Here is a 25,580-nt window from a genome sequence, read left to right as displayed (position 1 = left end):
TCCACGGCGGTCAACAACGGATCCCGGCCAAAAGCACGCCGGGAATGCGGGTGTGCGTGCCGGGAATGTGGGTGTGCGTGCTGGGAATGTGGGTGAGCGTGCTGGGCATGCGGAGTGAGGTGCCGGGCATGCGGTGAGCCGGGCAGACATGTGGGCGAGCGTGCCGGGCATGCGGTGAGCGGGGCAGACATGCGGGGGAGCGTGGCGGGCAAGCGGGGCGGGCTGGTTCCCGCACGGTTTGTGTGTTCCCGCACGCCCTGCAGGGGCCTGTAGGGGGTGCGGGGATGGGTAAGGGGTGCGGCTGGGTGGGTGTGGGTCGTGAGTGGGGGGGGAGGCCCTGAGGTGTCAATGGGGGTTCGGGACGGATTCGGGGGGTGGGGTGGTGGCTTAATGTCGGGGGATGCGGAAGGTTACGGTTGCCGGGGCGACGGGGGCTGTGTTTGCGGTCGTGGCGTCGTTCGTGTTCGCGGTGACGGCGGTGGAGACGATGCTGTTGTACCCGAACGTTTTTCGTGAGGTGCCCGAATCGTTGGTGCGGGCCGAGGAGTTCATGAGTGTGGTCGCGGTGGGGGATGTGATGCGGCCGCTCGGGGGAGCCCTGCTGCTGACCGGGCTGGTCGCGGTGGTGGTGTCGCTGTGGGGGCGGCTGGCGCGGGGCTGGACGATCGCGGCGTTCCTCACGGTGCTGTTCGGCCTGGGCGTGCTGTCGACCATGTACCAGTGGCCGCGGGCGACCATTCTCTACGACGAGCGCGACCAGCACACCCGCGCCGAAATCGACCGTGCCGCCACGGAATTCCTGATCGGCCAGGGCTTCCGGATCGCCTTCGCCGCCCTGGCCGCGCTGTTCGCCATACTCGCCGCCCTGCGCTGCTATCGCGAAAGGGTCCTCGCTACCGCCGAGCGGCCCGCCGTTTCGGTGTGAGTCACCCATTCTTCGCCTGCGCGTCCCCTGGCTTCGTTGTTAGCGCAATTATTGTGTGGTCATGAGGATTCGGCGGTGGCGGCGGATATATCTGGGCGCCGAATACGCGGCATTGTTCTTCGGCGGCACCACGGCCTACAACCGGCTGATGCGCGGTAAGCCACCGATTCCCGCACTGCTCGCGCTGGCCGCGGGCGCCGCCGCCTACCTGCGGCGCGCACCCGATTTCGACCGCTCCGCGCTGTGGCGTACCTCCGCGCTGCGGGCCGAGGCCCGCTCGATGGCGGCACTGGCGGGAGCGAGCTCCCTCACCCTAGGCGCGGCGGTGGCGCTGCTGCGGCGCGACGACCTGTTCGACCTGCCCCGGCGGAACCCGTGGTTGTGGCTCGCGGTGATGGTCCTGTATCCCGCGCTGAGCGTGTACCCGCAGGAATTGGTCTTCCGGTCGTTCCTCTTCCAGCGGTACGCGCCCGTCTTCGGGGAGAGCCTCGTGCTGGTCGCCGCCAGCGCCGCCGCGTTCGCCTACGTCCACATCATTTTCGGCAACTGGTTCTCCGTCGTCGCCAGCGGCGTCGGCGGATGGTTCTTCGCGGCGCGGTACCTGCGGACGCAGTCGCTGTTCACCGCGTCCGTGGAGCATTCGGTGTACGGCATGCTCGTCTTCACCGTCGGCCTCGGCCGGTACTTCTACCACGGTGCGGCGATTCCGGGGCGGGTCAGCGGCGCGGTTCGATCCTGAGCCCACCACCGGTGACGTTCCGCGTCATCTCCAGCTCCAGGAAGTCGTGCGGGAACCCCAGGGTGATGGCGCTGGCCGCCTCGAGCCGGGCCAGATGTTCGGCGTCGAACTCCACCTCGAGGGCGCCGAGGTTGTCCTCCAACTGGGCGGCGGTGCGGGCGCCGATGATCGGGGCCGTGACCGCCGGGTTGCGCAGGGTCCACGCCAGGGCGACCTGTGACGGAGTCCTACCCAGTTGCGCCGCAACCTCTTTCACGACCTCGGCGATCGCGAGGCCGCGCTCGGTGAGCGCACCGCTGGACAGGGCGACGTTCTTACGCGTGCCCTCGGGCGAACCGACGGCGCCGTCGGCGAGATCGGCGCGGCCGTACTTGCCGGTGAGCACCCCGCTGGCCAGCGGCGACCAGGGGATCACGCCCAGCCCCAGCTCCCGGGCCATCGGGATCAGGTCGCGTTCGCCGGTGCGCTCGATGAGGCTGTACTCGATCTGCAGTGCCACCAGCGGCGACCAGCCGCGCAGATCGGCGATGGCCTGCATGCGCGAGACCTGCCAGGCCGGGGCGTCGGAGATCGCCACGTACAGCACCTTGCCCTGGCGCACCAGATCGTCGAGCCCGCGCAGGATTTCCTCGACCGGGGTGTGAAAGTCCCAGGCGTGCAGGTAGAGCAGATCGATGTAGTCGGTATTCAGGTGCCGCAGACTGGCTTCCACCGAGGCGAACATGCTCTTGCGGTGGTTGCCACCGGAATTCGGGTCGCCCGGCCGCCGCAGCATCGTGTATTTCGTTGCCAGCACCAGGCTTTCGCGATTGTCCCGGGTGAACTCGCCCAGCAGCCGCTCGGAGCTGCCCGCGGTGTACATGCTGGCCGTATCGATGAAGTTGCCGCCGCGCCCGATATAGGTGTCGAGCAGTTTGCGCGATTCGTCGCGGTCGGCACCCCAGCCCCAGTCTTCGCCGAAGGTCATCGTCCCCAGCGCCAGCGGCGAGACCCGCAGTCCGGAGCGGCCCAGCAGCCGGTAGGTGTCGAGAGTGAGGGACATGGTGTGTGCTCCTGTTCGTTCCGTGCGTCGCGACCAAGTCTGTGCCGGTCGCGACCAGGGGGTAAGGGAAGAATCTTCCTGGGAACGCTGGTACCAGGACCGCCGTAGGATCGATGCCGATGACTGGCACGGTGGACACGACTCAGGAGCTGGCCGCATTCCTGCGCGCGCGGCGGGAGCGGCTGGACCCGCGGGATCTGGGCCTGCCCGCGCGGCGGTCCCGGCGCACCCCCGGGCTGCGGCGCGAGGAGGTCGCCGAGCTGGCGGGGGTCAGCGTCGACTACATCGTGCGGTTGGAGCAGGGCCGGGGGCTGCGACCGTCGGCCGAGGTGCTGGAGGCGCTGGCCGGGGCCCTGCGGCTGGACGCCGACGAGCGCGCCTACCTGTTCGACCTGGCCCGGCAGCGCCAACCCACCGACGACAAGCCCGCGACCACCGCGGCCCCCGCCCTGCGGCTGCTGGTGGCGGATCTGTCCCCGCTGCCCGTCATGGTGGTGAACCACCGCTACGACATCCTGGCGTGGAATCCGCAGATGGCGCGGCTGCTGCTGGACTTCGACACCCTCCCGTCGCAGCAGCGCAACTCGATGTGGCTGTGCCTGCTGCATCCGGGCATGCGTGACTTCTTCGCCGATCGCGAGCGCACCGTGCGCGAGGGCATCGCCGACCTGCGCGCCGCCTGGGCCGTGCATCCCGAGGATCGGGTGCTCGCCGATCTGATAGGGGAATTCCGTTCCCGCAGTGCGGAATTCGAGCGACTCTGGGCGAAGCGGGACGTGCGGGTGAACGGCCGCGGCCACAAGACCCTGGTGCACCCCGAGGTCGGCGCGGTCACCGTGGCCTACGAGGCACTGCAGCCGCTGCAGGATCCGGACCAGCGCCTGATCATCTACCGCGCCGCCGACGAGGACAGCCAGGCCGCGCTGGACCGGCTCTGCCCGCGGTGACCGGACGCCCCGGCCTGGTTTGCGCCTATTCTCCGCCTCGAATGCCGTAGGTTTGCCCATGGAGCGATTCGCCAGGGCAGGCACACCGGAGACTAGGAGGCCGGGTGACGCGGACGCAGGTCGGTTCGGTCGCCGTCGACGTGGACGGCGACCTCCCGTTGTCTGCGGCACAGTTGCGGTGGTGGGTGGCGCAGCAGCTGTACCCCGAGGTGCCGAATACGGTCGCGATGTATCTGGAGTTGACCGGCCCGCTCGCCGTCGAGCTGCTGCGGTCGTGCGCGGTGCGAGCGGCCGGGGAGCTGCAGTCGCCACTCGTGCGGTTCCGGAACATCCGCGGGGAGCCGCGCCAATTCCTGTCTCCGCGGGCGTTCGACCCACCGCGCTACGAGGACCTCACCGACCGGGATGATCCGCTCGCCGCCGCGTTGCGGAGCATGGAGTCCGATCACGGGACGCCGCTGGATCTCGAGCGCGATCGGCTCACCACCGCAACGGTATTCCGGGTCGGCCCCGATCGCCATCTGCTGTATCTGCGCAGCCACCACATCGTGCTGGACGGTGTCGGTGCGGCGTCGGTGCTGCGGCGCACCGCGGAGCTGTACGCGGGTGCGGGCGAGAAGGAAGGTTCGCACCGCGGCCCACTGTCGGTGGCCGAGTTGCTGCAAGACGAACTCGCATACCAGGATTCGCCACGGCGGCGGGCCGATCGGGATTTCTGGAACCAGCAGCTGACCGGGCTCGACGAACCGGTGACCTTGGCCGGACACCGCATGCCGCCCGAACCGCGGCCACACCGGGTCGGCGCCACGGTGCCCGAATCGACGGCGGCCCGGCTCGAGACCGTGCGGAAGCGGACCGGCGCCACCTTCCCGGAGCTGACGATCGCCGCGTTCGCCTGCTATCTGGCCGCGATGACCGGAACCGGCGACGTCGTACTGGCGCTGCCGGTGGCGGCCCGCCCGACGGCGGCGCTGCGCCGCTCGGCAGGATCGGTGTCCAATGTTGTTCCCTTGCGGCTGAACGGGATTCGCGATGGCACAGTCGGGGCGATCACGGCGCAGGTGCGTGCGCGGGTCATCGGGGCGTTGCGGCATCAGCGCTACCGCTACGAGGACATGCAGCGCGATCGCGGCGAGAGTCATGTGGTCCGCGGCGGCTTCGGACCGGTGCTGAATGTGCTCGGCTTCGTGGAACCGCTGCGGCTCGGGCCGTTGACCGCGCAGGCGCGGCTGCTGTCCCTCGGTCCGGTGGAAGATCTGCTCGTCAACGGCTATCAGCTCGGACCCGACGAGCGGACGGCCAGCATCGACATGCTGGCCAATCCCGCGTTGTACTCGCGCGCCACGCTGCGGTGGCACCATCACCGCTTCCTCGAGTACTTCGGGCGATTCCTGGCGGCGGAACCGGAACTGGCGGTGCGGGCGCTGGATCCGCCACCCGTGCGGGCGGGGGGACCTGCGGTGCGCGCGGATCGCCTGCTTCCGGACCTGTTGCGCGACGGAGCTTTCGGAGCGAGGCGGGTGCACCGCGGGCACGGGAAGCAACGATCCGCGACCTGGTCGCGGACAGCGACCGAGAGCCTGGCGGCCGGGGCGGTCGCACTGCAGGACGGGGCGCGGCGGTGGACATATCGAGAGCTGGACGAGCAATCCTCGCGCTGGGCACGGGAGCTGATCGAATTCGGTGCGGGGCCGGGCACATTCGTGGTGCTCGCGGTGCCGAGATCGGCCGAATCGGTGCTGGCGCTGTGGGCGGTGGCCAAGACCGGGGCCGCGTTCGTGCCGGTGGATCCGGCGGACCCCACCCGCAGGTCGGCGGCCGTGTCGGCGGATTCCGGTGCACGCCTGGGGATTACCGTGGAGTCGGTGCGCGCGGACCTGCCGGAGGGGCTGGCCTGGCTCGTGCTCGATGATCCCGGCATCGCCGAGCGGGTCGGTCGACGGTCCGGCGATCCGGTTGGCGATACCTGTCGTTCGCGTCCGCTGCGCCCCGACCATCCCGCCTATCTGATCTATACCTCGGGCACCACCGGCACGCCCAAGGGCGTGGTGGTCACCCATCGCGGCCTCGGCCCGCTCACCGACTACATCGTCGAACACTATGGGGTGGACCGAGATTCGCGGGTGCTGCACGCGCACGCGCCCTCGTTCGACGCGCACCTGCTGGAGCTGCTGGCCGCCTTCGCCGCCGGGGCGCGGCTGGTGATCGAGCCACCGGCGGTCGTCGCGGGTGCCGAACTGGCCCGGCTGGTGCACGACGCCGGTATCACCCACTTTCTCACCACGCCCGCCGTGCTGGCGACCGTGACTCCTCGGCAGGTGCCCGGACTGCGGGTAGCGGTGGTCGGCGGGGAGGCATGCCCGGCCGAGCTGGTGCGGCGCTGGGCGCCCGAGCTGCGGCTGTTCAACGGCTACGGGCCGACCGAAACCACCGTCATGGCAACGCAATCCGATGCGCTGACCGCCGAGGCGCCGGTGCCGATCGGTCCGCCGCTGCCGGGCGTACGAGCGCTGGTGCTCGACCGGCGGCTCCGTCCCGTGCCGCCCGGGGGCCGCGGCGAGCTGTATCTGGCCGGTCCGGGACTGGCCGAGGGCTATCTGGGCCGACCCGGCGCGACCGCGCAGCGTTTCATCGCCGACCCCTTCGTCCGGGGCGAACGCTGCTACCGCACCGGGGATCTGGTGCGTGCGGAGGTGGACGGTGTCCTGGAGTTCCTCGGCCGCGCCGACGATCAGCTCGCCGTGCGGGGCCGCCGCGTGGAGCCCGCCGAGGTCGAGGCGGCGCTGACCGCCCTGCCGGAGATCGCGCACGCTGTCGTCACACTCGATCATTCCCCGGCGGGGGACCGGATCATCGGCTATGTCGTTGCCGCAGCAGGCTTCCGCACAGACAGCGCCGAGATTGTCCGGAAGCTGCGCGACCTACTGCCCGCCGCGCTGGTCCCGGCGCAGCTGATCGAGTTGGACCGGCTGCCGGTGACCGCACACGGCAAGATCGACCGCCGCGCGCTCCCGACCCCCACCCCCGCGCGGCGGCCCTATCGCGCACCCGGCACCGCACTGCAGCGGCTGGTCGCGGACCACTTCGCGGCGGCCACCGGCGCGGCGCGCGCCGGGCTGGACGACGACTTCTTCGAGCTGGGCGGCAACTCTCTGCTGGGCGTCGCACTGTGCGCGGACCTGGCGGCCACCACCGGGCAGCCGGTCACGGTGCGGTGGCTGTATACCGCACCGACCGTCGCGGAGCTGGCCGATCGCCTCGCCACCGACGACGGCGCCGAGGCGACCGACGACGCACTCGGGGCACTTCTCACGCTGCGCCGCAACGGTTCTCGGCCGCCGCTGTTCTGTGTGCACTCCGCGGTTCCGCTGGCGTGGTGCTACGCGGGGCTGGCTCGCCACATCACCGATCGCCCGGTTCTGGGCCTGCAGGCGCTGGCGGGTGCGCCGCGCGAAGGCATCGACGACCTCGCCGAGGGGTACGTCGAGGAGATCCTGCGTGTACAACCGGACGGGCCCTACCACCTGCTGGGCTGGTCGCTCGGCGGGCAGATCGCGCACGCCATCGCAGTGCGGTTGCGCGCCCGCGGGTACCCGGTGGCGCTGCTGGCGATGCTGGACAGCGTCGTCTTCCCCGATGACATGCCCCCGCCGCCCGTGCCCCGGATGCGCGATCTGCTCACCCACCTGCTGGGTGACGAGCCCGAGGACGCGGACGCGCTGGACGACCTCACCGCCGAGCAGGCCGCGGCCGAATTGGGCACGGCGGGGGCGTGTTTCGGTTCCGGGCTCACCGCCGAGCAGCTCACCCGCCTGCACCGCGGCTACGTCGACGGCGTGCGCCTGTCGCACGGCTACCGCCCCGGTGTCTTCGACGGTGACCTGCTCTACTTCTCCGCGACCCGCGGCGTCACCGAACTGTTCGGCGCGGACCTGTGGCGCCCGTACGTCACCGGAACACTGACCGAGTTCCCGGTCGATGCCACCCATGCCCAGCTCACCAACACCGACGTGGTCGCCGTCATCGGCCCGCGGCTCGCCGCCCACCTGGAGGCCCTTCGATGACCGTTCACCCCCGCGAGCCCGCGGTGCGGGACGGAACACGATCGGGGGTGCGGTGGTGGAACGTGTACGCGGATGGGGAGGGATGGGAGCGGGAGGGTCCGGCCGCGGCCGTGTTCACCAGGTGGGTCGACGAGCATCTGGTCCGGCCGCATCCCGATCTGGGGCGCGACGGGCCCGTGTGTCCCTTTGTGCGGCACAGCGTTACGCGAGAGCTGGTGTGGGCGGGGCTGGTGCCAGGCGGCGACCGGCTGACCGTCACCGATGTGCGGCCGATCGTCGACGACGCCCTCGATACCTACCGCGGCCTGCGCGGCGAAAACCCCACGGAGGCAAAGTCTCTCACCCTGGTCACGGCCTTTCCGGAATTGACTCGCTACGACCTGATCGATGCCGTGCACCAGGCGCGCAAGACCGAGGTGGTCGCGCAGGGCCTAATGCTCGGCCAGTTCTACCCCGGCTGCGCCGTGCCGGGCCTGTGGAATCGCGACTTCCGCCCGCTCGACGCGCCGGTGCCGATGCTGGTGCTGCGCGCGATGATGAGCACGGACTTCCCCTTCCTGGCCGCGCGCAGCGACTGGCTGTACTCCTACTTCACGCAGGTGGCGCCGAACCTGCCCGGCAAACTCCGCAGGGCGATAGCCGATCGGATGCGGGTGGACGGTCCCGCGGTGAGTGAGATCACCGCCCTGCGAGCGCATTCGCCGGGCGAACACGCCCGCTGACATCGTCGGTAATCGGACCGAGGCGGTGCCATACTCCACGCATGCACCGGCTACCGCGCTGCCTGTTCGTCCTGTTCGCGTTGTTTGCCATGATTGTGCCCGTCTCCGCCGCCGCGGATCCGGGCGATGGTCCGGCAATCCTCGATGTGCGCCCGCTCGGCGGTCGGCAGTTCGAGGTCGTCGTCTACTCCGCGGCGATGCGCAAGCCGATCACGGTGTGGGTGTCGCATCCCGGCGCGGGGGCGCCCGCGCTGTATCTGCTCAATGCCGTCGACGGCGGTGAGGACGGTGGCCCCTGGACCGCCCGCACCGATGTCGCGCAGTTCTTCGCCGACAAGCCGGTCAACCTGATCGTGCCGATGGGCGGGCGGGCCAGCTACTACACCGACTGGGTGGCCGACGATCCGGTGCTGGGCCGAAACCAGTGGTCCACCTTCCTGATTCGGGAGCTGCCGCCGCTGCTGGAACAGCACTTCCGGATGACCGGTCGCAATGCCGTTGCGGGAACATCGATGTCGGCCACCTCGGCGCTGGATCTGGCGATCCAGGCGCCGGGCATGTACCAGGCCGTGGGCTCCTACAGCGGATGCCCGCGCACCAGCGATCCGGTGTCGCGCGCCTATGTGCACTCGCAGCTGGGGGTTTTCGGCGCGAATGCGTCCAATATGTGGGGCGGGCCGGACAATCCGGCCTGGCCCGCGCACGACCCGATGGTCAACGCCGAGCGGTTGCGCGGTGTGGCCCTGTACCTGTCGGCGGGCACCGGGGGGCCGGGCGTGCACGACACCCTCACCGCTCCGACCATCGCCGGTAATGCCGGTAAGCTCGCCGACCAGCTGGCGGTGGGCGGCGCGATGGAGACGGTCGTCAACGGGTGCACCCGCGAGCTGGCCGATCGGCTCGGCGCGCTGGGGATTCCGGCCACCGTGGTCCTGCGGCCGGGTACGCACGCCTGGCCGTATTGGCAGGACGACGTGCACAATTCATGGCCGATGTTCGCGGCCGCGCTGGGGGTGTGATCCCGGCCAAAAGCGTGCCGGGAGATGGTGGGCGGGCTGGTGCCGGGAGATGGTGGGCGGGCTGGTGCCGGGATGTGGTGGGCGGGCTGGTGCCGGGAAGTGGTGGGCGGGCTGGTGCCGGGAGATGGTGGGCGGGGTGGTGCCGGGAGATGGTGGGCGGGTGGCACGCCGGATCACGCGCGGACGGGGCGGCGGTAGGTCAGCTTGTCGAACTCGCGGCCGTACTCGTCGACCGCGACGACGTCCATCTCGCTGGCGAAGAAGCCCGGTCGTACGTCGATGCGGAGGAACGAGTAGTTGCGGAAACGGACCCGCGACCACGGCGCCGATTCGTCCTGTTTGGCGCCGTCGGCGGTCCACACGTAACTGTTGGGCACGGTGGTGTCGGCGAGTTCGTGGCCGCGATAGGTCTCCTGCGAGCCGGGCTGGAACTCGTAGCGGGGCCGCCCGCCGCCGCCGACCGTGTAGTACACGGTGCCGTCGGACTCGGGATAGACGATCGCGTTGTCGCCCGCCACCTTGGTGGCGCGTTCGGCGCGGATCGGGTCGGTGCGTTCGAAGACGTGATTGTGCCCCTGCAGCACCAGATCCACCTGATAGCGATCGAACAGGCCGCACCAGGCATCGCGCAGGCCGCCGTCGCTGGCATGCGATTCGGTGGTGGAGTAGGCGCAGTGGTGGAAGAAGCAGACGATGAAGTCGATGTTCGGATCGGCCCGGTAGGCGGCGAGAGTGCTTTCCGCCCAACCGGTCTGGGCGCCGCCGGAGTATCCGGTATTGGCCCTGATCTCATAGGAGATGTCGTTGGCATCCAGGGACAGGACCGCCACATTGCCGTAGGTGAACGAGTAGGCCGACGGGCAGGCCGCCGGGCCGTTGCCCGGAAAGTCCAGGCGCGCAAGGTGTCCGCCGTACCCGTGGGTGTCGTAGGCGGCCTCCATGTCGTGGTTGCCGGTGGCGAACATCCACGGCGTGGTGGACGCGCTGGCCTCGATGGCGCCGAAATACACGTCCCACACGTAGGGGTTGAACTTGTCGAACCCGCTGCCCGCCTTGGCACCCGAGGGCACGAACTGCGGATTCTTGCCCGCCCCGGAGGGGTCGGCGTAGGCGATGTCACCGGCGAGCACGTGGAAATCCGGCCGGGCGGCGACGATCTGGCGCATCACGTTGTCGGCATGGCGCACGGACGGGTCGTTGTCCGCCTTGTAGTACATGTCGTCGTAGTCGCCGGGCGCCACACCGGCGGGCTGCCCGGGCGTTTCGTCGGTGCCCTGATCGCCCATCATCGTGAAGCGGAAGGGCAGCACGGCATTTCGCACGGTCGGCATGGCGGTGCTCGCCGCGCGGACCTCACCGGCGAAACCGTCGGAGGTGCGCCAGCGGTAGAAGTGCGGCATCCGGCCCGGCAGGCCGTCGACCGGTGCGTGTACGTAGAACTGTTCGGCCGCAAGCACTCCGCCGTCGCTGCTGGGGATCTGCGTGACCAGGTTACGCACCTCGGCCGCCAGGCTCGAACCCAGCGCGGGCGTGGGCCCGTGATCCAGGAATATCTTGGTGCCGTGCGGATTTCGCGAGAGCTGCGCGGCGAAGCGGAGCTGGCTGGCGGCGTCCGCGCCGTATCCGACATGCCGTCCGCCGACGGTCAACGGGGCGTCCTCGGCGTAGGCACGGCCCGCGAACGGGGAGGTGCCGACCGCGGCCACCGCGGCGGCCGCGGCCGTGCCGCGCAGGAAGTTGCGGCGCGAAACCCGGTGGCGGCGCAGGTGGGCGCGATGCCATTCGTACTGCTCGGCCATGGTCATGGTGGCGGCCAACGGCTCCGGAATCCCGGTGTCGGGGATATCGCCGGACGGGTTCAAGCGTTTCGACGGCATGGGGATGGATGCTTGTCCAGGCGGCGGGCCGTGGCAAATCGGACGCGCGAACTTGTCGGTGGTGGGGATCACAATGCTCGTATGGCCTATGACGAGGAACTGGCCGACCGCATCCGGGACCTGCTCGGCCCCATGCTGCCGGAGACGGTCGAGAAGAAGATGTTCGGCGGGCTGTCCTTCATGGTCGGCGGCAATATGGCGGTGGCGGCCAGCGGCAAGGGCGGGCTGCTGGTGCGCGTCGACCCGGCCGAGGTGGACAGGCTCGTCGACGGTGAGCTGGTCGCGCCGATGGTGATGGGCGGCCGATCGATGAACAACTGGCTACGGGTGGACATCGAGCTACTGGCGGACGACGAGGCGCTGCGCGAGTGGATCGACCGCGGTGTCGGCTACGCGCGCACGCTGCCGCGGAAGTAGCGGCACGCGGCGCCTGCGACAGGCGTGGTGCCCAGCCCCAACCGGAACGTCCGGGTGCTGTGGATTCTGCGGATTCGGGAGCGCGGCGACCGGCGTCGGGGGTATCTACGATGTGTACAACCGTTCACTGACTCCGACATGTTTGTGGAGGCTTCATGAAGTCCGATGTGGAGCAGTCCGGTACCGAGGAGACGGTGCGCCGCGTCGGTACCGTGATCATCGGCGCCGGGTTCGCGGGCCTGGGCGCGGCCATGGAGCTCGACCGGGCCGCGCATCGCGACTTCTTGATCATCGAGCGCGGCCCCGAGGTGGGTGGTACGTGGCGCGACAACAGCTACCCGGGTGCCGCCTGTGATGTTCCGTCGCATCTGTACTCGCTCTCCTTCGCGCCGAATCCGGACTGGTCGCGGACCTTCTCCTCGCAACCGGAGATCCAGGACTACCTGCGCCGGATCGCGCGGCGGTCCGGCGTGCTGGACCGGGCGTGGTTCGACACGCAGCTCACGCGGGCGCGCTGGGACGAGGCGGCCGCGCTGTGGCGGGTGGACACCACCCGCGGCCCGGTCGCGGCGGAGTACCTCGTCTGCGGGTTCGGGGTGCTGTGCGAGCCGAGGCTGCCGGATATTCCGGGCATCGAGACCTTCGAGGGCGACCTGTTCCATTCGTCGCGGTGGAATCACGAGGTGGAGCTGCGCGGCAAACGCGTGGCGGTGATCGGCACCGGCGCCTCGGCGATCCAGATCGTGCCCGCCATCGCCGCCACCGTCGGCCACCTGGAGGTCTATCAGCGGACCGCGCCGTGGCTGCTGCCGCGGCTGGACCGGCCGTACACGGCGGTGGAGCGGTGGGCATTCCGCCACCTGCCCGGCTGGCGGAAACTGAACCGGGCGTCGGTCTACCTGATGCGGGAGACCCAGGGCTACTGCCTGACGCGCGGCCCCGCATTCACCAAACCGCTGGAGCTGATCGCGGAGGCCAAGCTGCGCTGGGAGATTCGCGATCCGGAGCTGCGGGCGCGCGTGCGGCCGACCTTCCGGATCGGCTGCAAGCGGATGCTGCCGTCCAACGACTACTACCCGGCCCTGTGCCGGGAGAACGTCGACCTGATCACCACACCGATCCGGGAGATCACCCCGGACGCCGTCGTCACCGCCGACGGCGCCCGGCATGCGGCCGATATTCTGGTGGTGGCCACGGGATTTCATGTCACCGACTCGCCGACCTTCGCGATCGTTCACGGCCGGGACGGGCGCAGCATGGCCGAGATGTTCGACGGCGCCGGGCCGCGCGCCTACAAGGGCACGACGATGGCCAACTTCCCGAATGCCTTCGTCCTGACCGGCCCGAACACGGCCACCGGGCACACCTCGCAGCTCTACATGATCGAGGCGCAACTCGCCTACCTCGTCGACGCCCTCACCACGTTGCGCGAGCGCGGCCTGCGCACCTTCGAGGTCCGCGCCGACGCCCAGGCCGACTACAACGCCCGCATTCAGGCCGAACTGACCGGGAGCGTGTGGAATTCGGGCGGCTGCCGCAGCTGGTACCTCGACAAGAACGGACACAACACCACCCTGTGGCCCGGCACTACCTGGCCGTTCCGGCGGGAGACCCGCAGATTCGACCTCGAGGCCTACGAGGTGACGGCGGCACCGGCCCAGGAGCGGGAGACCTCCGCCGCGAGCTGATCCTCTTGTGGGAGAGCGCTTTTCAGGCCGGGGTCTGCAGGGCCGGGTACCAGATGTCGGTGAGGACCTCGGCGGCCCGGTCGGCGGTGACGTCGATGGTGCCCTGCATGGCCCAGCGGGTGAAGAAGCGTTCCAGCTGGGCGACCAGGAGCTCTATCCGGAGGCGGGCCTCGTCGCGGCGGTCGGCGGGCCAGCGGGACAGGTACGCCGGCATGCTGTCGGCGAGGGTCATGATGCCCTCGCGCGCGACCTCCCGGAACTCCGGCTCCAGCGCGGTCGCCTCGTCCCAGGCCGGGAGCAGGTCCTTGTTCTCGGCGAACCATTCGATCGCCCGGGTCATCCAGGCGGCGAACTCGGCGCGGGAACCGGTGACCAGGACGCGGTCCAGGTCCTCGTAGCGCTGCCGGACGCTGGGCAGTGTGCCCTGTTCGGCGATGGCGCGCAACACCTCGGTCTTACCGGTGAAATGCAGGTAGAAGGTGGCGCGGCTGCAGCCGACGGCCGCCGCGATGTCGTCGACGCGCACGCTCGAATAGCCCCGGTCCTCGAACAGCTGCCGCGCCGCGTCGACGATCCGGGCGCGGGTCAGTCGCTTCTGCTCGTCGCGGAGCGAACCGCGGTGTCCTGTCCTCGAATCCGTCGGCATGCCGTCGATGGTAGACGATCGTTCATTCACTAGACATGATGTCTAGCGAGTGCTACTGTGTGCCACGTCACGAGTGCTGCAACGAGTTCTAGTTTTGGAGAACAGAGTTGGACCCACGCGAACTGCCCCGGGTGTGCGTCATCGGCGCCGGGCCCTCCGGGATCACCGTCGCCAAACGCCTGGCCGAGCACGGTATTCCGTTCGATTGCTACGAGTGCTCCGACGAGGTCGGGGGCAACTGGTATTTCAAGAATCCGAACGGGATGTCGGCCTGCTATCAGAGCCTGCACATCGATACGTCCAAGTACCGCTTGCAGTTCGAGGACTATCCGGCGCCGGAGAACTGGCCCGACTTTCCGCATCACTCGGAGCTGTTCGCCTATTTCAAGGACTACGTCGACCACTTCGGAATCCGGGACAGGATCAGGTTCAACACGAAAGTGGTTGCCGCCGAACGAGACCCGGACGGGCTGTGGCTGGTGACCACCAACACCGGCGAGACGGCGACCTATGACGCGCTCATCGTGTGCAACGGCCATCACTGGGATCCCCGCTTCCCGGACTACCCGGGCGAATTCGACGGCGTCCTGATGCACAGCCACGCCTACAACGATCCGTTCGACCCGATCGATATGCGCGGCAAGCGGATCGTCGTGGTGGGCATGGGCAATTCGGGCCTGGATATCGCCTCCGAGCTGTCGCAGCGATTCGTGGCGGAGAAGCTGTTCGTGTCCGCGCGGCGCGGGGTGTGGGTGCTGCCGAAGTACGTCAACGGCCAGGTCGGCGACCGCCGGTCGATGCCGCGCTGGATGCCGCCGAAGCTGGGCCTGCGGCTCAAGCAGCGCTTCGTGCGCAAGTACCGCGGTGAGATGGAGAACTACGGGCTGCCCAAGCCCGACCACCGGCCGTTCGAGGCGCATCCGTCGGCGAGCGAGGAGTTCCTGCATCGCGCAGGCTGCGGCGATATCACCTGCAAACCGGCCATCACCCGGCTGGAGGGCGGGCGGGTGCGCTTCGCCGACGGCAGCGCCGAGGAGGTGGATGTGGTGTTGTGCGCCACCGGATATCACATCAGCTTCCCGTTCTTCGACGATCCGGAGCTGCTCCCCGACCGGGACAATCGCATCCCGCTGTTCGAGCTGATGATGAAGCCGGGCATCGACAACCTCTTCTATCTGGGCCTGGCGCAGCCGCTGCCGACACTGGTGAACTTCGCCGAGCAGCAGAGCAAACTCGTGGCCGCGTACCTGACCGGCCGCTACCACCTGCCGCCGCGCGCGGAGATCGAGGAGTCGGTGCGCAGGCAGGAGACCAAACGCACCGGGCGCTACTATGATTCGCCGCGCCACACCATTCAGATCGAGTTCGAGCCCTACGTTCGCCAGCTGCGCGAGGAGCTGGCCCGGGGCGCGAAACGCGCTGCGGCGGCGGGCAATACGCTGCCGGTACCGGCGCGGGCGGCGCAGGGGGTGCGGGGATGAGTACCTCCTCGGGTTTCTGTCTCGACGAATTCATCGGCGTGCGTGAGGCATTCGACGAGCAGCTGAGTTCGGGTGCCGAACTGGGCGCCTCGGTCTGCGTGACCGTGGACGGCGATCCGGTGGTCGACCTGTGGGGCGGCTGGGCCGACCCCGCGAGGACCGCGCCGTGGCGCGCCGACACCCTGGTCAACGTCTTCTCCGTCACCAAGACCATGGTGGCGCTGTCGGCCCTGCTGCTGGTCGACCGCGGTGAGCTGGACGTCCGCGAGAAGGTGGCCCACTACTGGCCCGAATTCGCGGCGAACGGCAAGGGCGACATCGAGATTCGGCACCTGCTCGCACACACCTCCGGGGTGTCCGGCTGGGAACCGCCGATCGCGCTGCACGATATCTACGACGCCGAGGCGGCCGCCGCCCGGCTCGCGGCCCAGCCCCCGTGGTGGGAGCCGGGCTCCGCCTCCGGCTATCACGCCCTGGACTACGGGCATCTCGTCGGCGCGGTGATCCGCCGCATCACCGGCCGCTCGCTGGGGGAGTTCTTCGCCGAGGAGCTGGCGCGGCCGCTGGGCGCCGACTTCCACATCGGCACCGGGCCCGAGCATTTCGACCGGATCGCCACCATGGTGCAGCCGGAGCTGCCGAAGTTCGACATGGCCGCGCTCGACCGGTCCAGCATCCTGGTGAAGACGCTGACCAGCCCGCTGCTCGACGTCGCCGAAACCGCCACGCCCGCATGGCGGCAGGCCGAACTCGGCGCGGTGAACGGACACGGCAATGCGCGGTCGGTGGCGCGGGTGCAGTCGCTCATCGCCTGCGGTGGCGAACTCGGCGGCCGGAAGTTCCTGTCGCCGAAGACCATCGACCTGATCTTCGAGCAGCAGTCCGACGGCGTCGATCTGGCGCTGCTGGTGCCGCTGCGCTTCGGCATCGGCTACGGGCTGCCGCACCCGCAGACCGTGCCCGCCGTGCCCGAGGGGCGGGTGTGTTGGTGGGCGGGCTACGGGGGCGCCATGGTCGTCAACGATCTGGACCGCCGGATCACCTTCGCCTACACCATGAATCGCATGGCGAGCAGTCTGATCGGATCCGAACGCTCGGACGCCTATCTGCGCGCGACGTTCGACGCGGTGCGGGGACGGACACGAGGAGTGGACCACACATGACCGAAGCCGTTGACCCGCAGGCCGCCGCGGCCCGCATCGCCGCCGAGCTGACCGGCCCGGGCGGGGCGTTCGAGATGACGGTCGAGCAGGTGCTGGGCGCACCGATCCCGGCGATGCGCCATCGCCGCCGCTCGCTGCCGGAGCTGCTGGAGGCGTCCCTCGCCTGGGGCGAGCGCGAATACCTGGTGACCGCGGAGGGCCGAATGTCGTTCGCGCAGCACGCGAACGCGGCCGGTGCGCTGGCACAGGGCTTGGCGGATCGGTACGGGGTCGGCAAGGGCGACCGCGTCGGCATCCTGGCCGCCAACGGCCCGGAGTGGGTGGTGGCGTTCTGGGCGGCGCAGTGCCTGGGCGCGATTCCCGTCGGCTACAACGCCTGGTGGGCGCCGCGCGAGATCGCCTACGGACTCGAGCACACCGAACCCGCGGTGGTGATCGCGGATGCGAGGAGAGCCGCGTTGCTGAGCGAGATCGGGTATCGCGGTCCGCACGCGGGCGACCCGGAACGTAGCGGGGATGCCCGGAGCGAGGGCGCCGACGGTGGGCCGGGCGCCGGTATTGCGGTGCTCACGGTGGACGGCGATCTGCCGGAGCTGATCGAGGAGTACTCCGGCGCGGCGCCGCGGACGATCGTGGCCGAGGACGATCCGGCGGTGATCCTGTACACCAGCGGCACCAGCGGACGCCCCAAGGGCGTGGTGCATTCGCATCGAAACCTGGTGGCCGTCACCGACTACCACCGATTCACCGATGCGATGGTGGCGGCCTTCCGCGGCATGCCGCACCGGGAACCGAGCGATAAGCGCTTCCTGCTCACCTCGCCGCTGTTCCACATCGCCAGCCTGCACAACCTGGTGATCCCGCGGCTGGCGACCGGCGCCGCCGTCGTGATCCACCAGGGCGCGTTCGACGTCGACAGGCTGTTGCGGCTGGTGGAGCGCGAACGGGTCACCAACTGGGGCGCGGTGCCGACCATGGCGAGCCGGATGCTCGAACACGACCTTTCGGGCTACGACCTGTCGACGCTGACGGCGTTCTCGCTCAATGCCGCTCCCTCGTCGCCCGCCTTCCAGCAGCGGCTGCGCGAGCGCCTGCCCGTCGCGCAGGTCGCGCTGACCACCAGCTACGGGCTCACCGAAAGCGGTACGGCCGCAACGGTTGCCACGCCGCCCGAACTCGCCGCGCATCCCGAGACGGTGGGGCGTCCCATTCTCGGCGTCGCGGTGGAGATCCGCGACCCCGACGGCACGCCGCTGCCCGACGGCGAGGAGGGCGAGATCTGCGTCCGCAGCCCGTACGTGATGCTGGGGTACTGGAACGACGAGGCCGCGACCGCCGCCGCGATCGATGCCGGGCGCTGGCTGCGCACCGGTGATTTCGGGACGCTCGAGGACGGCAGGCTGCGATTGTCCGGCCGCCGTTCGGATCTCATCCTGCGCGGCGGGGAGAACGTGTACCCCACCGAGATCGAGAACGCGCTCGACGAGCATCCGGCCGTGCTCGAATCGGCGGTGCTCGGCGTCCCGCACGACGACCTCGGCCAGGAGGTGGCCGCCGTCGTGGTCGTGTCGGCACCGGCCGCCGTCGACGAGACCGGGCTGCGCGAGTTCGCCGCGGCACGACTGGCCTACTTCAAGGTCCCCGCCCGCTGGGTGATCACCGATAAGCCGTTGCCGCGCAACGCCACAGGGAAGGTCGTGCGGCGCGAGATAGAAATCTGACCCCGCCGGGTCGGCGGGGCGCCGAAAGAGGTACTCCCGTGTACGACACCATCATCAAGGGCGGCCGCTGGTTCGACGGCACCGGCGCGCCCGCGGCCGTCCGCCATCTCGGCATCCGGGACGGCCGGGTCGCCACCGTCTCGCCCGTCCCGCTCGACGAAACCGGTTGCGGCACCGTGGTGGACGCCGCGGGCAAGTGGGTGATCCCGGGCATGGTCGATATCCACACCCACTACGACGTGGAGGTGCTGCTGGATCCGGCGCTGTCGGAGTCGGTGCGCCACGGCGTCACCACGGTGCTGCTCGGCTCGTGCTCGCTGTCGACCGTGCACGTGGACCCCGAGGGGGCCGGGGACCTGTTCGGGCGGGTGGAGGCGATTCCGCGCAAGCACGTGATCGAGGCCCTCGGCGACCTGAAGACGTGGCGCGGCGCCCACGAGTACGCCGACGCCCTGGAGGCCCTGCCGCTGGGCGCGAATATCGCTGGCTTCCTGGGACATTCGGATATCAGAGCCGCCGAGATGGGTCTCGACCGTGCGACGCGCAAGGATGTGCGGCCCACGGCGGCAGAGCTTTCCGCGATGGAGCGCCACCTGACCGAGGCGCTGGACGCGGGCTTCGTCGGCATGTCCTCGCAGCAGCTGCTGTTCGACAAGCTGGACGGCGACATGTGCCGTTCTCGCACGCTGCCCTCGACCTACGCGACGACCCGGGAACGGCGGCGGCTCAACGCCATTCTGCGCGATCGCCGCCGGGCGCTGCAGGGCGGGCCCGACGTGGCGCGCCCGCAGAGCCTGGTGGCGATGGCGGCGAGCAGCCTGGGCATCTGGCGCAAGCCGCTGAAGGTGAGCCTGCTGTCGGCGGCCGACATCAAGGCGATACCGGCCGTCGCGCATATCTTTCCGGCCACCGCGCGCCTGCTCAACGCGCTCGGCGGCGACTTCCGCTGGCAGCATCTGCCGGTGCCGTTCGAGGTGTACTCCGACGGCATCGATCTGGTGGTATTCGAGGAATTCGGTTCCGGCGCGGCGGCATTGCATCTGTCCAACCGACTGGAGGAGCGTAGGCAGCTGCTGCGCAGCGAGAGCTACCGCCGCCAGTTCCGCAAGGACTACGACCGGAAATACGGCCCGCGGGTGTGGCATCGCGACTTCTTCGACGCCGAGATCGTCGACTGCCCCGACGCCTCGGTGATCGGCAAGACCTTCGGCCGGGTCGGGGAGGAACGGGGCGGCGTGCATCCGGTGGACGCGTTCCTGGACCTGGTCGTGGAGTACGGCGGGAAGGTGCGCTGGCGCACCACGATCTCCAACCACCGCCCGCGCGTGCTGGACCGCTTCGCCGCCGATCCCGGTGTGCAGCTGGGCTTTTCCGATGCCGGGGCGCATCTGCGGAATATGGCCTTCTACAACTTCGGGCTGCGGCTGCTGCGCCGGGTGCGCGACGCCGAGCGGGCGGGACGCCCGTTCATGACGATCGAGCACGCCGTACATCGCGTCACCGGCGAACTCGCCGACTGGTACGGACTCGACGCCGGACACCTGCGGGCGGGGGACCGGGCGGATGCGGTGGTGATCGACCCGGACCGGCTCGACGACAGCCTCGACGCCTACGCCGAACACCCGGCGCCGTACTTCGACAACCTGTCCCGAATGGTCAATCGCAACGACGGCGCTGTGAATGCGGTATTCGTCGGTGGCACATACGTTTTCGGCGACGGCAACGCGGGAGACACGCTCGGGACCCGGCGCACAGGGAAGTTCCTCCGCGCCGGGTGACAGCCCGGATGTGCTGGGGCGCAGCATGTCTCACCCGCGGCCCGCGCACCGCAGTGCCCAGGCCAGGACGCCGAGGGCGCCGGTGTTGGCAAGCGCGCGCAGGATGTTCAGCCGCACCCAGGGCCCTTCGAACTGCTGTCGCAGGGCGGCGAGATCGGCGCCGTCGGTGACGGCGGCCAGCTGGTTGTTCAGCGGGATATTGCCCGCCGAGGTGATCAGGAAGCTGATCACGTTGAGCGCCAGCGCGGCCAGGATCCACCACAGCACCGTGCGCTGATCCGCCCGCAGGTGCAGCGCCGCCGCCACGGCCGTGAAGACGATCGAGCCGAGGAAGCTGAACATGAAGGCCGGGTTGACGATGACGGTGTTGATCCGGTTCATCACGTCCACGAAGGTGCGGTCGTCGACCTGCCGCAGCGCCAGCATCACCGAACTGGCGTAGGCGTAGAAGACCCCGGCCAGCAGGCCGGTCGAGAGGGCGGCCACCACGAGGGAGATCGCGCCGAACGTCTGGGTGGTGGTGCTTGTCGTTTGCATGGACCAAGTACACCGGGCGGCGGCGCGAATCGACATCGCTGCGACGCTCTCGGACATGCGCGAGCGTCCACCGGCGCGTCAGTCGTCGGCCATGCGGAACGCGCCGCCCTCCAGCCGGTCGATCAGGCGCCGGGTCCAGGCGGCGCGGCTGTCGGCGGTGTCGAGCCACAGGCCGATGACCTCGCCGACCGGGCCCCAGGTGTCGAGGTCGGCGTCCGGTGGCAGGTGGGCGGTGATGCTCGCGCGCCATTCGGCCAGCTCACGGGCCCGGTCGCGGAGCAGGGCGACGGCGTCCGCGCGGGGGAGGTCGTCGATGAAACCGACGGCCGCGGCCAGCATGTCCAGGCGCGGGTCGCGGCGGGCGAGCGCCGAGCGGAGCAGTTCGAGGTAGGCCTGCTCGCCCTCCGCGGTCAGCTCGTATTCCGTGCGCGGCGGCCCGCCCGCCTGGCTCGGTGCCGCGTCGTGCGCGCGCAGCAACTCGTCCTTGGTGAGCGACTTCAACGCGTGATACACCGAGCCCGACGTGGCCCGGGCCCATTCGTGCGCGCCCCAGGACTCCAGGTCGGCGCGCACCTGGTAGCCGTGCGCGCGGCCGTGCCGCCGGACCGCGCCGAGGACGAGCAGCCGAACCGCCGTCACGGGAGCCTCCTGTTCGGGGTTGTCGGGTCGACTAGCCGTATTTGGTTACTTGTCGAGCATAGCTCTACGCATATTCGGCCAGGGTCAGCCCTGCGTTCGCCTATCGCGTGCCGGAACTCTTACGCGCCGGGGCCGGTTTCCGCCGGAACGCGGTGTTCCTGGTGAACGCCCCGTTCAATCGTTTCCGCAGGTGGGCGAGGGGACGGGGATCGATGCCGCGCAGTGCCTCGGCGAGCAGGCGGGCGGGTTCGCCGCACGAGTCGTATCGGTCGCCGGGGTCCTTCGCCAGCTACGGCTGCGAGTTTGTGTCTGCGGTAGTCAGGCATAGCTTGATGCATGCATCGAGGAGCTTGCGGTCACCGCTGGCTACGACGAGATCGTGGTCGTCGAGCCGTTCCGCCGACGCGACGTGGACGGCGTCGTAGCCGCGAAGGGCCAGGTCATGGGCGAGGGTGGCGGCCCGTTCCGTCACCGTTTCGTCCGCCTCGACGACATCGAACTCCTGCCACATGCGGGTGTGTAGCCGAAGGGCGTCGGTGTGCTGACGCTCGGTAAGCCGTTCGAGGCGAAGGCCCTGTGCGAGCGCTGCGGCCGTCTCGACGTAGAGAAGCCGTGAGCTGACGACGCTGTCGGCCTCGTTCCACAGCCGCTGACAGAAGGCCGTGGTCGGTTCCCTTATCAAGAGCGGAACGAAGGCCGAAGTGTCGAAGTAAGCGATCACCGACGCTGCTCGGAAACGAGATCGCTCACGGATCCGTCCGGCTCGACCGGCGCGGGTGCGCGACCCTTGCGGCGCGTGGCAGCGCGGACGCGGCCCTCGGCGATGAGTTGTTCGAGCGTCGTCGGCTGGTCGACCGGCACGATGCGGGCGATCGCCGTGCCATGGTCGGTCACGGTCACGGTGTGTCCCGCCCGCACCTTCGCCAAATGTCGACTCAGTCCGTCTCGCAGCTCGCGTACACCGATCCGCATGGCTACTCCTGTGGCTATATTAGGTGCTGTAAGTATAGCCACAATTCGCCCGGCTGTTGTTCCAGGCTCTCGGGGCCGGGTTGTCAGCGGCGGGTCGGGGGGATTGCGGGGGCTTGCCAGGCCCGGGCGTAGCGGCGTTTGTCGCGGGCGTTGTGTTCCTTGCTGCGGTAGACGACGTAGGGGCGGACGAGGTAGCCGATGGGGGCGCTGAACATGTGGACCAGGCGGGTGTAGGGCCAGATGCCGATCAGGGTGAGCACGATCAGGCCGTGCGCCTGGAAGGTCCAGGGGGTGCCGACCATCAGGTCGGGCTCGGGATGCAGTGTGAAAAGGCTACGGAACCACGGGGATACGGTCTCGCGGTAGTTGTGCCTGCCCCACAGCAGGTTGCTGCCGACGGTGTTGAGCAGGCCGGTGATCAGGGCCCCGGCCAGCAGCACGTACATCACCTTGTCGTTGGTGGTGGTCGCCTGCCGCACCGCGGGCACGGTGATGCGGCGGTAGAGCAGGATGGCGATACCGGCGATGACGGCGACCCCGGCGATCGTCCCGGCCGTCACCGCGACCAGGTGGTAGAGGTGTTCGGAGATGCCGATCGCCGCGGTCCAGGACTCCGGGATGAGAACGCCGAGCACATGCCCGCCGATGACGCCGAGCATGCCGAAGTGGAACAGCGGGCTGCCCAGGCGCAGCAGGCGGGACTCGTAGATCTGGGAAGAGCGTGTGGTCCAGCCGAATTGGTCGTTGCGGTAGCGCCACAGGTGGCCGAGCAGGAACGAGGTGAAGGCCACGTACGGCAGCGTCATCCAGAGCAGGGTGGTCATCGGCGGCCTTCCGATCCGGCGAACAGCGAGGGATCCATCGCGAACGGGTCCAGGCCCACCTCTTCCCCGGGTGGCCCCTGCGCGGCGAGTTCGGCGATGCGGCGGCGGTCCGCCGTGGTGAGGGGCGGCAGTGTCGCCACGACCGCGGCCAGCGCGCCCGCATAGGGAGATCCGCTGTCGGACAACGACAATCGCAGCAGTTCGAGGACGGGAACATGCTCACCGAGCAGGCGTTCGCCGCCGATCGGGTCGACGGTGGCGGCGAACTCCAGCAGCACGGGCAGGTGGTCGGGCAGTTCGGAGTCGCCCAGCTCGACGCCCGCGTGCCGATAGGCGTGCTTGAACCGGAGCAGCGCCATCCCGCGCTTGCGGGTATCGCCGTAGGCGTAGTAGGTGAGGTGCAGGCTGGCGCGGCGGCGCAGGTCGAAGGTCTCGACGTACTGCTGGGCGAGGGCCAGGGGCTCGGTGCTGCGCAGGTGCAGCAGGACGGACTCCAGGTGTGGACGCACCTCGTCCGGCAGTTCGGCTGTGGCGCCGTCCATGTCGTCGATCATCGCCAGGGCTTCCCGGCTCGGATAATCGAGCAGCAGCGCCGCGACGCGCCACACGATGCGCCGCTCGCGCTCGGACATCCGCACGGTGGGCTCGGGGCGGCGGCGGATCTTCAGCAGGCTCATCGCGCGACCTTGCTCGGTTCGGGAATCGTCGTACCGGAGCCGTTCACCGCCGCGCCGTTGCCATGGCCTGATCGCCCACCGGAACCGTTGTGGCCGTTGCCGTTCGAGCCGTTCCGGGAGGGCAGCAGGCCCTCGGTGGACCTGCCGTCCCAGTTGAGCAGGTTGACGCGGGAGGACTTCTCCTCGGGTGCCGCGCCGTTGGTGTCGGTGAGGTGGAACTTGTCGTCCATGGCGTCGAACGCCGTCATTCCGGGCCCGCCGTCGACATCGAGGCTGCAGCCGGTCGCCAGCGAATCCAGTTCGTGCGCACGGGAAGTGGCGCCACTGGGAATCACGTAGCGGTGCTCGTACTTGGCGATGGCCAGCAGCCGGTACATCGCCTCGATCTCCTCCGGCGCCAGCCGCACCGATTCCGGAATGGACAGATCCGGCTCCTGGCCCAGATTGATCGAGCGCATGAAGGCCCGCATCCCCGCCAGCCGCTGCAGCGCGGCACGCACGGGCCCGACCTCACCGGCGGTGAACAGTTCGGCGAGGTACTCCACGGGGATGCGCAGCGCGTCGATGGCCCCGAACAGGTTGGCCACGTTCTCGCCGTCGTGTCCCGTTTCCGACAGCACGTCGACGACCGGCGACAGCGGCGGCACGTACCAGACCATCGGCATGGTCCGATACTCCGGATGCAGCGGCAGCGCGATCTGGTAGTCGACGATGAGCTTGTAGACCGGCGAATCCTGCGCCGCCTGAATCCATTCCGGGGAGATCCCGGCGCGTTCGGCCTCCGCGATCACGCGCGGATCGTGGGGATTGAGGAACACACCCAGCTGTGCGGGGTAGAGGTCCCTGTCGTCGGTCGCCGACGCCGCCTCCAGCACCGCGTCGGCGTCGTAGAGCATGACGCCGATGTAGCGCAGCCGCCCGACGCAGGTCTCCGAGCACACGGTCGGAATGCCGACCTCCACGCGCGGGTAGCAGAAGGTGCATTTCTCCGCCTTGCCCGTCTTGTGGTTGAAATAGATCTTCTTGTAGGGGCATCCGGTGACGCACTGCCGCCAGCCGCGGCACTTGTCCTGGTCCACGAGCACGATGCCGTCCTCGGCGCGCTTGTAGATCGCGCCGGACGGGCACGACGCCGCGCACGACGGATTGAGGCAGTGCTCGCAGATGCGCGGCAGGTAGAACATGAAGGTCTGCTCGAATTCGAGCTTGACCTGGTCCGACAGCTTGGACAGCAGCGGATCCCTACCGACCTGCTCCGGCCCGGAACCCAGGTCGTCGTCCCAGTTGGCGCCCCAGGTGATCTTCGTGTCCTCGCCGGTGATCAGCGATTTCGGCCGCGCCACCGGGGTGGTGTCCATGGCCGGGGAGCTGAGCAGATTGTCGTAGTCGTAGCTCCACGGGTCGTAGTAGTCCGACACCGTGGGCAGGTCCGGGTTGGCGAAGATGTTGAGCAGCCGCTTCATTCGCGATCCGGACTTCAGGGTGAGGCGGCCCCTGCGGTCCAGCTTCCAGCCGCCCTTCCACTTCTCCTGGTCCTGGTACTGCCGCGGATAGCCTTGCCCGGGACGGGTTTCCACGTTGTTGAACCACACGTACTCGGTGCCGGACCGGTTGGTCCAGGCCTGCTTGCAGGTGACGCTGCAGGTGTGGCAGCCGATGCACTTGTCCAGGTTCATCACCATGGCCAGCTGCGCCATGACAC

Annotated in this window: 22 protein-coding genes; 12 read left to right on the top strand and 10 right to left on the bottom strand. The window is 69.4% G+C overall.

All coding sequences use genetic code 11. The annotated features are described in order from the left end of the window. Positions 1 to 448 precede the first annotated feature (448 nt). Together QH290_RS07205 and QH290_RS07200 are read left to right on the top strand one after the other, a co-directional pair. Positions 449 to 925 carry a hypothetical protein gene (locus QH290_RS07205; RefSeq protein ID WP_280266873.1) on the top strand — a complete coding sequence of 159 codons (477 nt, stop codon included), beginning with the start codon at positions 449 to 451 and terminating at the stop codon, positions 923 to 925. 61 nt (positions 926 to 986) lie between these two features. Beyond that, positions 987 to 1,664, top strand: coding sequence for a CPBP family intramembrane glutamic endopeptidase (locus QH290_RS07200; RefSeq protein WP_280382316.1), 678 nt, complete (start codon positions 987 to 989; stop codon positions 1,662 to 1,664). On the opposite strand, the gene QH290_RS07195 is transcribed toward QH290_RS07200, so the two are convergent. After that, positions 1,642 to 2,706: an aldo/keto reductase gene (locus QH290_RS07195; RefSeq protein ID WP_280266871.1), complete on the bottom strand. Its 1,065-nt coding sequence runs from the start codon at positions 2,704 to 2,706 to the stop codon at positions 1,642 to 1,644. The two genes, QH290_RS07200 and QH290_RS07195, sit on opposite strands and share 23 nt — an antisense overlap. 119 nt (positions 2,707 to 2,825) lie before the next feature. Between QH290_RS07195 and QH290_RS07190 the strand changes: the two genes are divergently transcribed. The 4 genes from QH290_RS07190 to QH290_RS07175 all read left to right on the top strand — a co-directional run bounded on the left by QH290_RS07190 (position 2,826) and on the right by QH290_RS07175 (position 9,458). Further along, the gene (locus QH290_RS07190) at positions 2,826 to 3,653 is read left to right on the top strand and encodes a helix-turn-helix domain-containing protein (RefSeq protein ID WP_280382315.1); all 828 of its coding nucleotides are present in this window, start codon (positions 2,826 to 2,828) and stop codon (positions 3,651 to 3,653) included. 104 nt (positions 3,654 to 3,757) lie between these two features. Next, positions 3,758 to 7,717, top strand: coding sequence for an amino acid adenylation domain-containing protein (locus QH290_RS07185; protein WP_280382314.1), 3,960 nt, complete (start codon positions 3,758 to 3,760; stop codon positions 7,715 to 7,717). Beyond that, positions 7,714 to 8,439 (top strand): DUF6875 domain-containing protein, encoded by a 726-nt coding sequence (locus QH290_RS07180; RefSeq protein ID WP_280382313.1) that lies wholly within the window; start codon positions 7,714 to 7,716, stop codon positions 8,437 to 8,439. The genes QH290_RS07185 and QH290_RS07180 overlap by 4 nt, the downstream gene beginning before the upstream one ends. A 41-nt stretch (positions 8,440 to 8,480) precedes the next feature. Further along, positions 8,481 to 9,458, top strand: coding sequence for an alpha/beta hydrolase (locus QH290_RS07175; RefSeq protein WP_280266867.1), 978 nt, complete (start codon positions 8,481 to 8,483; stop codon positions 9,456 to 9,458). Positions 9,459 to 9,631: 173 nt separating this feature from the next. On the opposite strand, the gene QH290_RS07170 is transcribed toward QH290_RS07175, so the two are convergent. Continuing rightward, positions 9,632 to 11,335, bottom strand: coding sequence for a metallophosphoesterase (locus QH290_RS07170; protein ID WP_280266866.1), 1,704 nt, complete (start codon positions 11,333 to 11,335; stop codon positions 9,632 to 9,634). An 81-nt stretch (positions 11,336 to 11,416) separates the two neighbouring features. Between QH290_RS07170 and QH290_RS07165 the strand changes: the two genes are divergently transcribed. Further along, positions 11,417 to 11,752 (top strand): TfoX/Sxy family protein, encoded by a 336-nt coding sequence (locus QH290_RS07165; protein ID WP_280266865.1) that lies wholly within the window; start codon positions 11,417 to 11,419, stop codon positions 11,750 to 11,752. A 155-nt stretch (positions 11,753 to 11,907) separates the two neighbouring features. Next, complete coding sequence (locus QH290_RS07160) at positions 11,908 to 13,440, top strand: flavin-containing monooxygenase (RefSeq protein ID WP_280382312.1); 1,533 nt, start codon at positions 11,908 to 11,910, stop codon at positions 13,438 to 13,440. A gap of 22 nt (positions 13,441 to 13,462) precedes the next feature. On the opposite strand, the gene QH290_RS07155 is transcribed toward QH290_RS07160, so the two are convergent. Next, complete coding sequence (locus tag QH290_RS07155) at positions 13,463 to 14,086, bottom strand: TetR/AcrR family transcriptional regulator (protein ID WP_280266863.1); 624 nt, start codon at positions 14,084 to 14,086, stop codon at positions 13,463 to 13,465. A 107-nt stretch (positions 14,087 to 14,193) separates the two neighbouring features. Between QH290_RS07155 and QH290_RS07150 the strand changes: the two genes are divergently transcribed. The 4 genes from QH290_RS07150 to QH290_RS07135 are packed head-to-tail and all read left to right on the top strand — an operon-like array spanning position 14,194 to position 20,229. Next, positions 14,194 to 15,567, top strand: coding sequence for a flavin-containing monooxygenase (locus QH290_RS07150; RefSeq protein ID WP_280266862.1), 1,374 nt, complete (start codon positions 14,194 to 14,196; stop codon positions 15,565 to 15,567). After that, positions 15,564 to 16,730 carry a serine hydrolase domain-containing protein gene (locus QH290_RS07145; protein WP_280382311.1) on the top strand — a complete coding sequence of 389 codons (1,167 nt, stop codon included), beginning with the start codon at positions 15,564 to 15,566 and terminating at the stop codon, positions 16,728 to 16,730. Before QH290_RS07150 ends, QH290_RS07145 begins: the two co-directional genes overlap by 4 nt. Then, on the top strand, positions 16,727 to 18,451 hold the full coding sequence (locus tag QH290_RS07140; protein WP_280382310.1) for a class I adenylate-forming enzyme family protein: 1,725 nt from the start codon (positions 16,727 to 16,729) through the stop codon (positions 18,449 to 18,451). Before QH290_RS07145 ends, QH290_RS07140 begins: the two co-directional genes overlap by 4 nt. A 38-nt stretch (positions 18,452 to 18,489) precedes the next feature. Next, entirely contained in the window at positions 18,490 to 20,229 is a 1,740-nt protein-coding gene (locus QH290_RS07135) for an N-acyl-D-amino-acid deacylase family protein (RefSeq protein WP_280382309.1), read from the top strand. 30 nt (positions 20,230 to 20,259) lie between these two features. On the opposite strand, the gene QH290_RS07130 is transcribed toward QH290_RS07135, so the two are convergent. From QH290_RS07130 to narH, 7 genes are all read right to left on the bottom strand, one after another. Next, entirely contained in the window at positions 20,260 to 20,766 is a 507-nt protein-coding gene (locus tag QH290_RS07130; RefSeq protein WP_280266858.1) for an anthrone oxygenase family protein, read from the bottom strand. Positions 20,767 to 20,844: 78 nt separating this feature from the next. Continuing rightward, positions 20,845 to 21,405 carry a PadR family transcriptional regulator gene (locus QH290_RS07125; protein ID WP_280266857.1) on the bottom strand — a complete coding sequence of 187 codons (561 nt, stop codon included), beginning with the start codon at positions 21,403 to 21,405 and terminating at the stop codon, positions 20,845 to 20,847. 289 nt (positions 21,406 to 21,694) lie between these two features. Beyond that, positions 21,695 to 22,126: a type II toxin-antitoxin system VapC family toxin gene (locus QH290_RS07120; RefSeq protein WP_280382308.1), complete on the bottom strand. Its 432-nt coding sequence runs from the start codon at positions 22,124 to 22,126 to the stop codon at positions 21,695 to 21,697. Beyond that, the gene (locus tag QH290_RS07115; RefSeq protein ID WP_280382307.1) at positions 22,123 to 22,377 is read right to left on the bottom strand and encodes a type II toxin-antitoxin system Phd/YefM family antitoxin; all 255 of its coding nucleotides are present in this window, start codon (positions 22,375 to 22,377) and stop codon (positions 22,123 to 22,125) included. The genes QH290_RS07120 and QH290_RS07115 overlap by 4 nt, the downstream gene beginning before the upstream one ends. 83 nt (positions 22,378 to 22,460) lie before the next feature. Continuing rightward, positions 22,461 to 23,201 carry a respiratory nitrate reductase subunit gamma gene (narI, locus tag QH290_RS07110; protein WP_280382306.1) on the bottom strand — a complete coding sequence of 247 codons (741 nt, stop codon included), beginning with the start codon at positions 23,199 to 23,201 and terminating at the stop codon, positions 22,461 to 22,463. Next, on the bottom strand, positions 23,198 to 23,878 hold the full coding sequence (narJ, locus tag QH290_RS07105; RefSeq protein WP_280266853.1) for a nitrate reductase molybdenum cofactor assembly chaperone: 681 nt from the start codon (positions 23,876 to 23,878) through the stop codon (positions 23,198 to 23,200). The genes narI and narJ overlap by 4 nt, the downstream gene beginning before the upstream one ends. Next, positions 23,875 to 25,575, bottom strand: a complete 1,701-nt coding sequence (gene narH / locus QH290_RS07100; RefSeq protein ID WP_280382334.1) for a nitrate reductase subunit beta — start codon at positions 25,573 to 25,575, stop codon at positions 23,875 to 23,877. The genes narJ and narH overlap by 4 nt, the downstream gene beginning before the upstream one ends. Positions 25,576 to 25,580: the final 5 nt, after the last annotated feature.

Origin of the sequence: Nocardia wallacei (assembly GCF_029869545.1) — a bacterium.
GTDB lineage: Bacteria > Actinomycetota > Actinomycetes > Mycobacteriales > Mycobacteriaceae > Nocardia > Nocardia wallacei_A.
Note: the sequence above shows the minus strand (reverse complement) of the source record. Positions and strands in the feature narration are given on the sequence as shown.

Bases quoted from the DNA above. Each gene is read 5' to 3' on its own strand.
- QH290_RS07195 (WP_280266871.1), bottom strand. From the start codon at position 2,706: ATGTCCCTCACTCTCGACACCTACCGGCTGCTGGGCCGCTCCGGACTG.
- narI (WP_280382306.1), bottom strand. From the start codon at position 23,201: ATGACCACCCTGCTCTGGATGACGCTGCCGTACGTGGCCTTCACCTCG.
- QH290_RS07140 (WP_280382310.1), top strand. From the start codon at position 16,727: ATGACCGAAGCCGTTGACCCGCAGGCCGCCGCGGCCCGCATCGCCGCC.
- QH290_RS07155 (WP_280266863.1), bottom strand. From the start codon at position 14,086: ATGCCGACGGATTCGAGGACAGGACACCGCGGTTCGCTCCGCGACGAG.
- QH290_RS07190 (WP_280382315.1), top strand. From the start codon at position 2,826: ATGACTGGCACGGTGGACACGACTCAGGAGCTGGCCGCATTCCTGCGC.
- QH290_RS07200 (WP_280382316.1), top strand. From the start codon at position 987: ATGAGGATTCGGCGGTGGCGGCGGATATATCTGGGCGCCGAATACGCG.
- QH290_RS07130 (WP_280266858.1), bottom strand. From the start codon at position 20,766: ATGCAAACGACAAGCACCACCACCCAGACGTTCGGCGCGATCTCCCTC.
- QH290_RS07160 (WP_280382312.1), top strand. From the start codon at position 11,908: ATGAAGTCCGATGTGGAGCAGTCCGGTACCGAGGAGACGGTGCGCCGC.
- QH290_RS07165 (WP_280266865.1), top strand. From the start codon at position 11,417: ATGGCCTATGACGAGGAACTGGCCGACCGCATCCGGGACCTGCTCGGC.
- narJ (WP_280266853.1), bottom strand. From the start codon at position 23,878: ATGAGCCTGCTGAAGATCCGCCGCCGCCCCGAGCCCACCGTGCGGATG.
- QH290_RS07170 (WP_280266866.1), bottom strand. From the start codon at position 11,335: ATGCCGTCGAAACGCTTGAACCCGTCCGGCGATATCCCCGACACCGGG.
- QH290_RS07145 (WP_280382311.1), top strand. From the start codon at position 15,564: ATGAGTACCTCCTCGGGTTTCTGTCTCGACGAATTCATCGGCGTGCGT.
- narH (WP_280382334.1), bottom strand. From the start codon at position 25,575: ATGGCGCAGCTGGCCATGGTGATGAACCTGGACAAGTGCATCGGCTGC.
- QH290_RS07115 (WP_280382307.1), bottom strand. From the start codon at position 22,377: ATGCGGATCGGTGTACGCGAGCTGCGAGACGGACTGAGTCGACATTTG.
- QH290_RS07175 (WP_280266867.1), top strand. From the start codon at position 8,481: ATGCACCGGCTACCGCGCTGCCTGTTCGTCCTGTTCGCGTTGTTTGCC.
- QH290_RS07180 (WP_280382313.1), top strand. From the start codon at position 7,714: ATGACCGTTCACCCCCGCGAGCCCGCGGTGCGGGACGGAACACGATCG.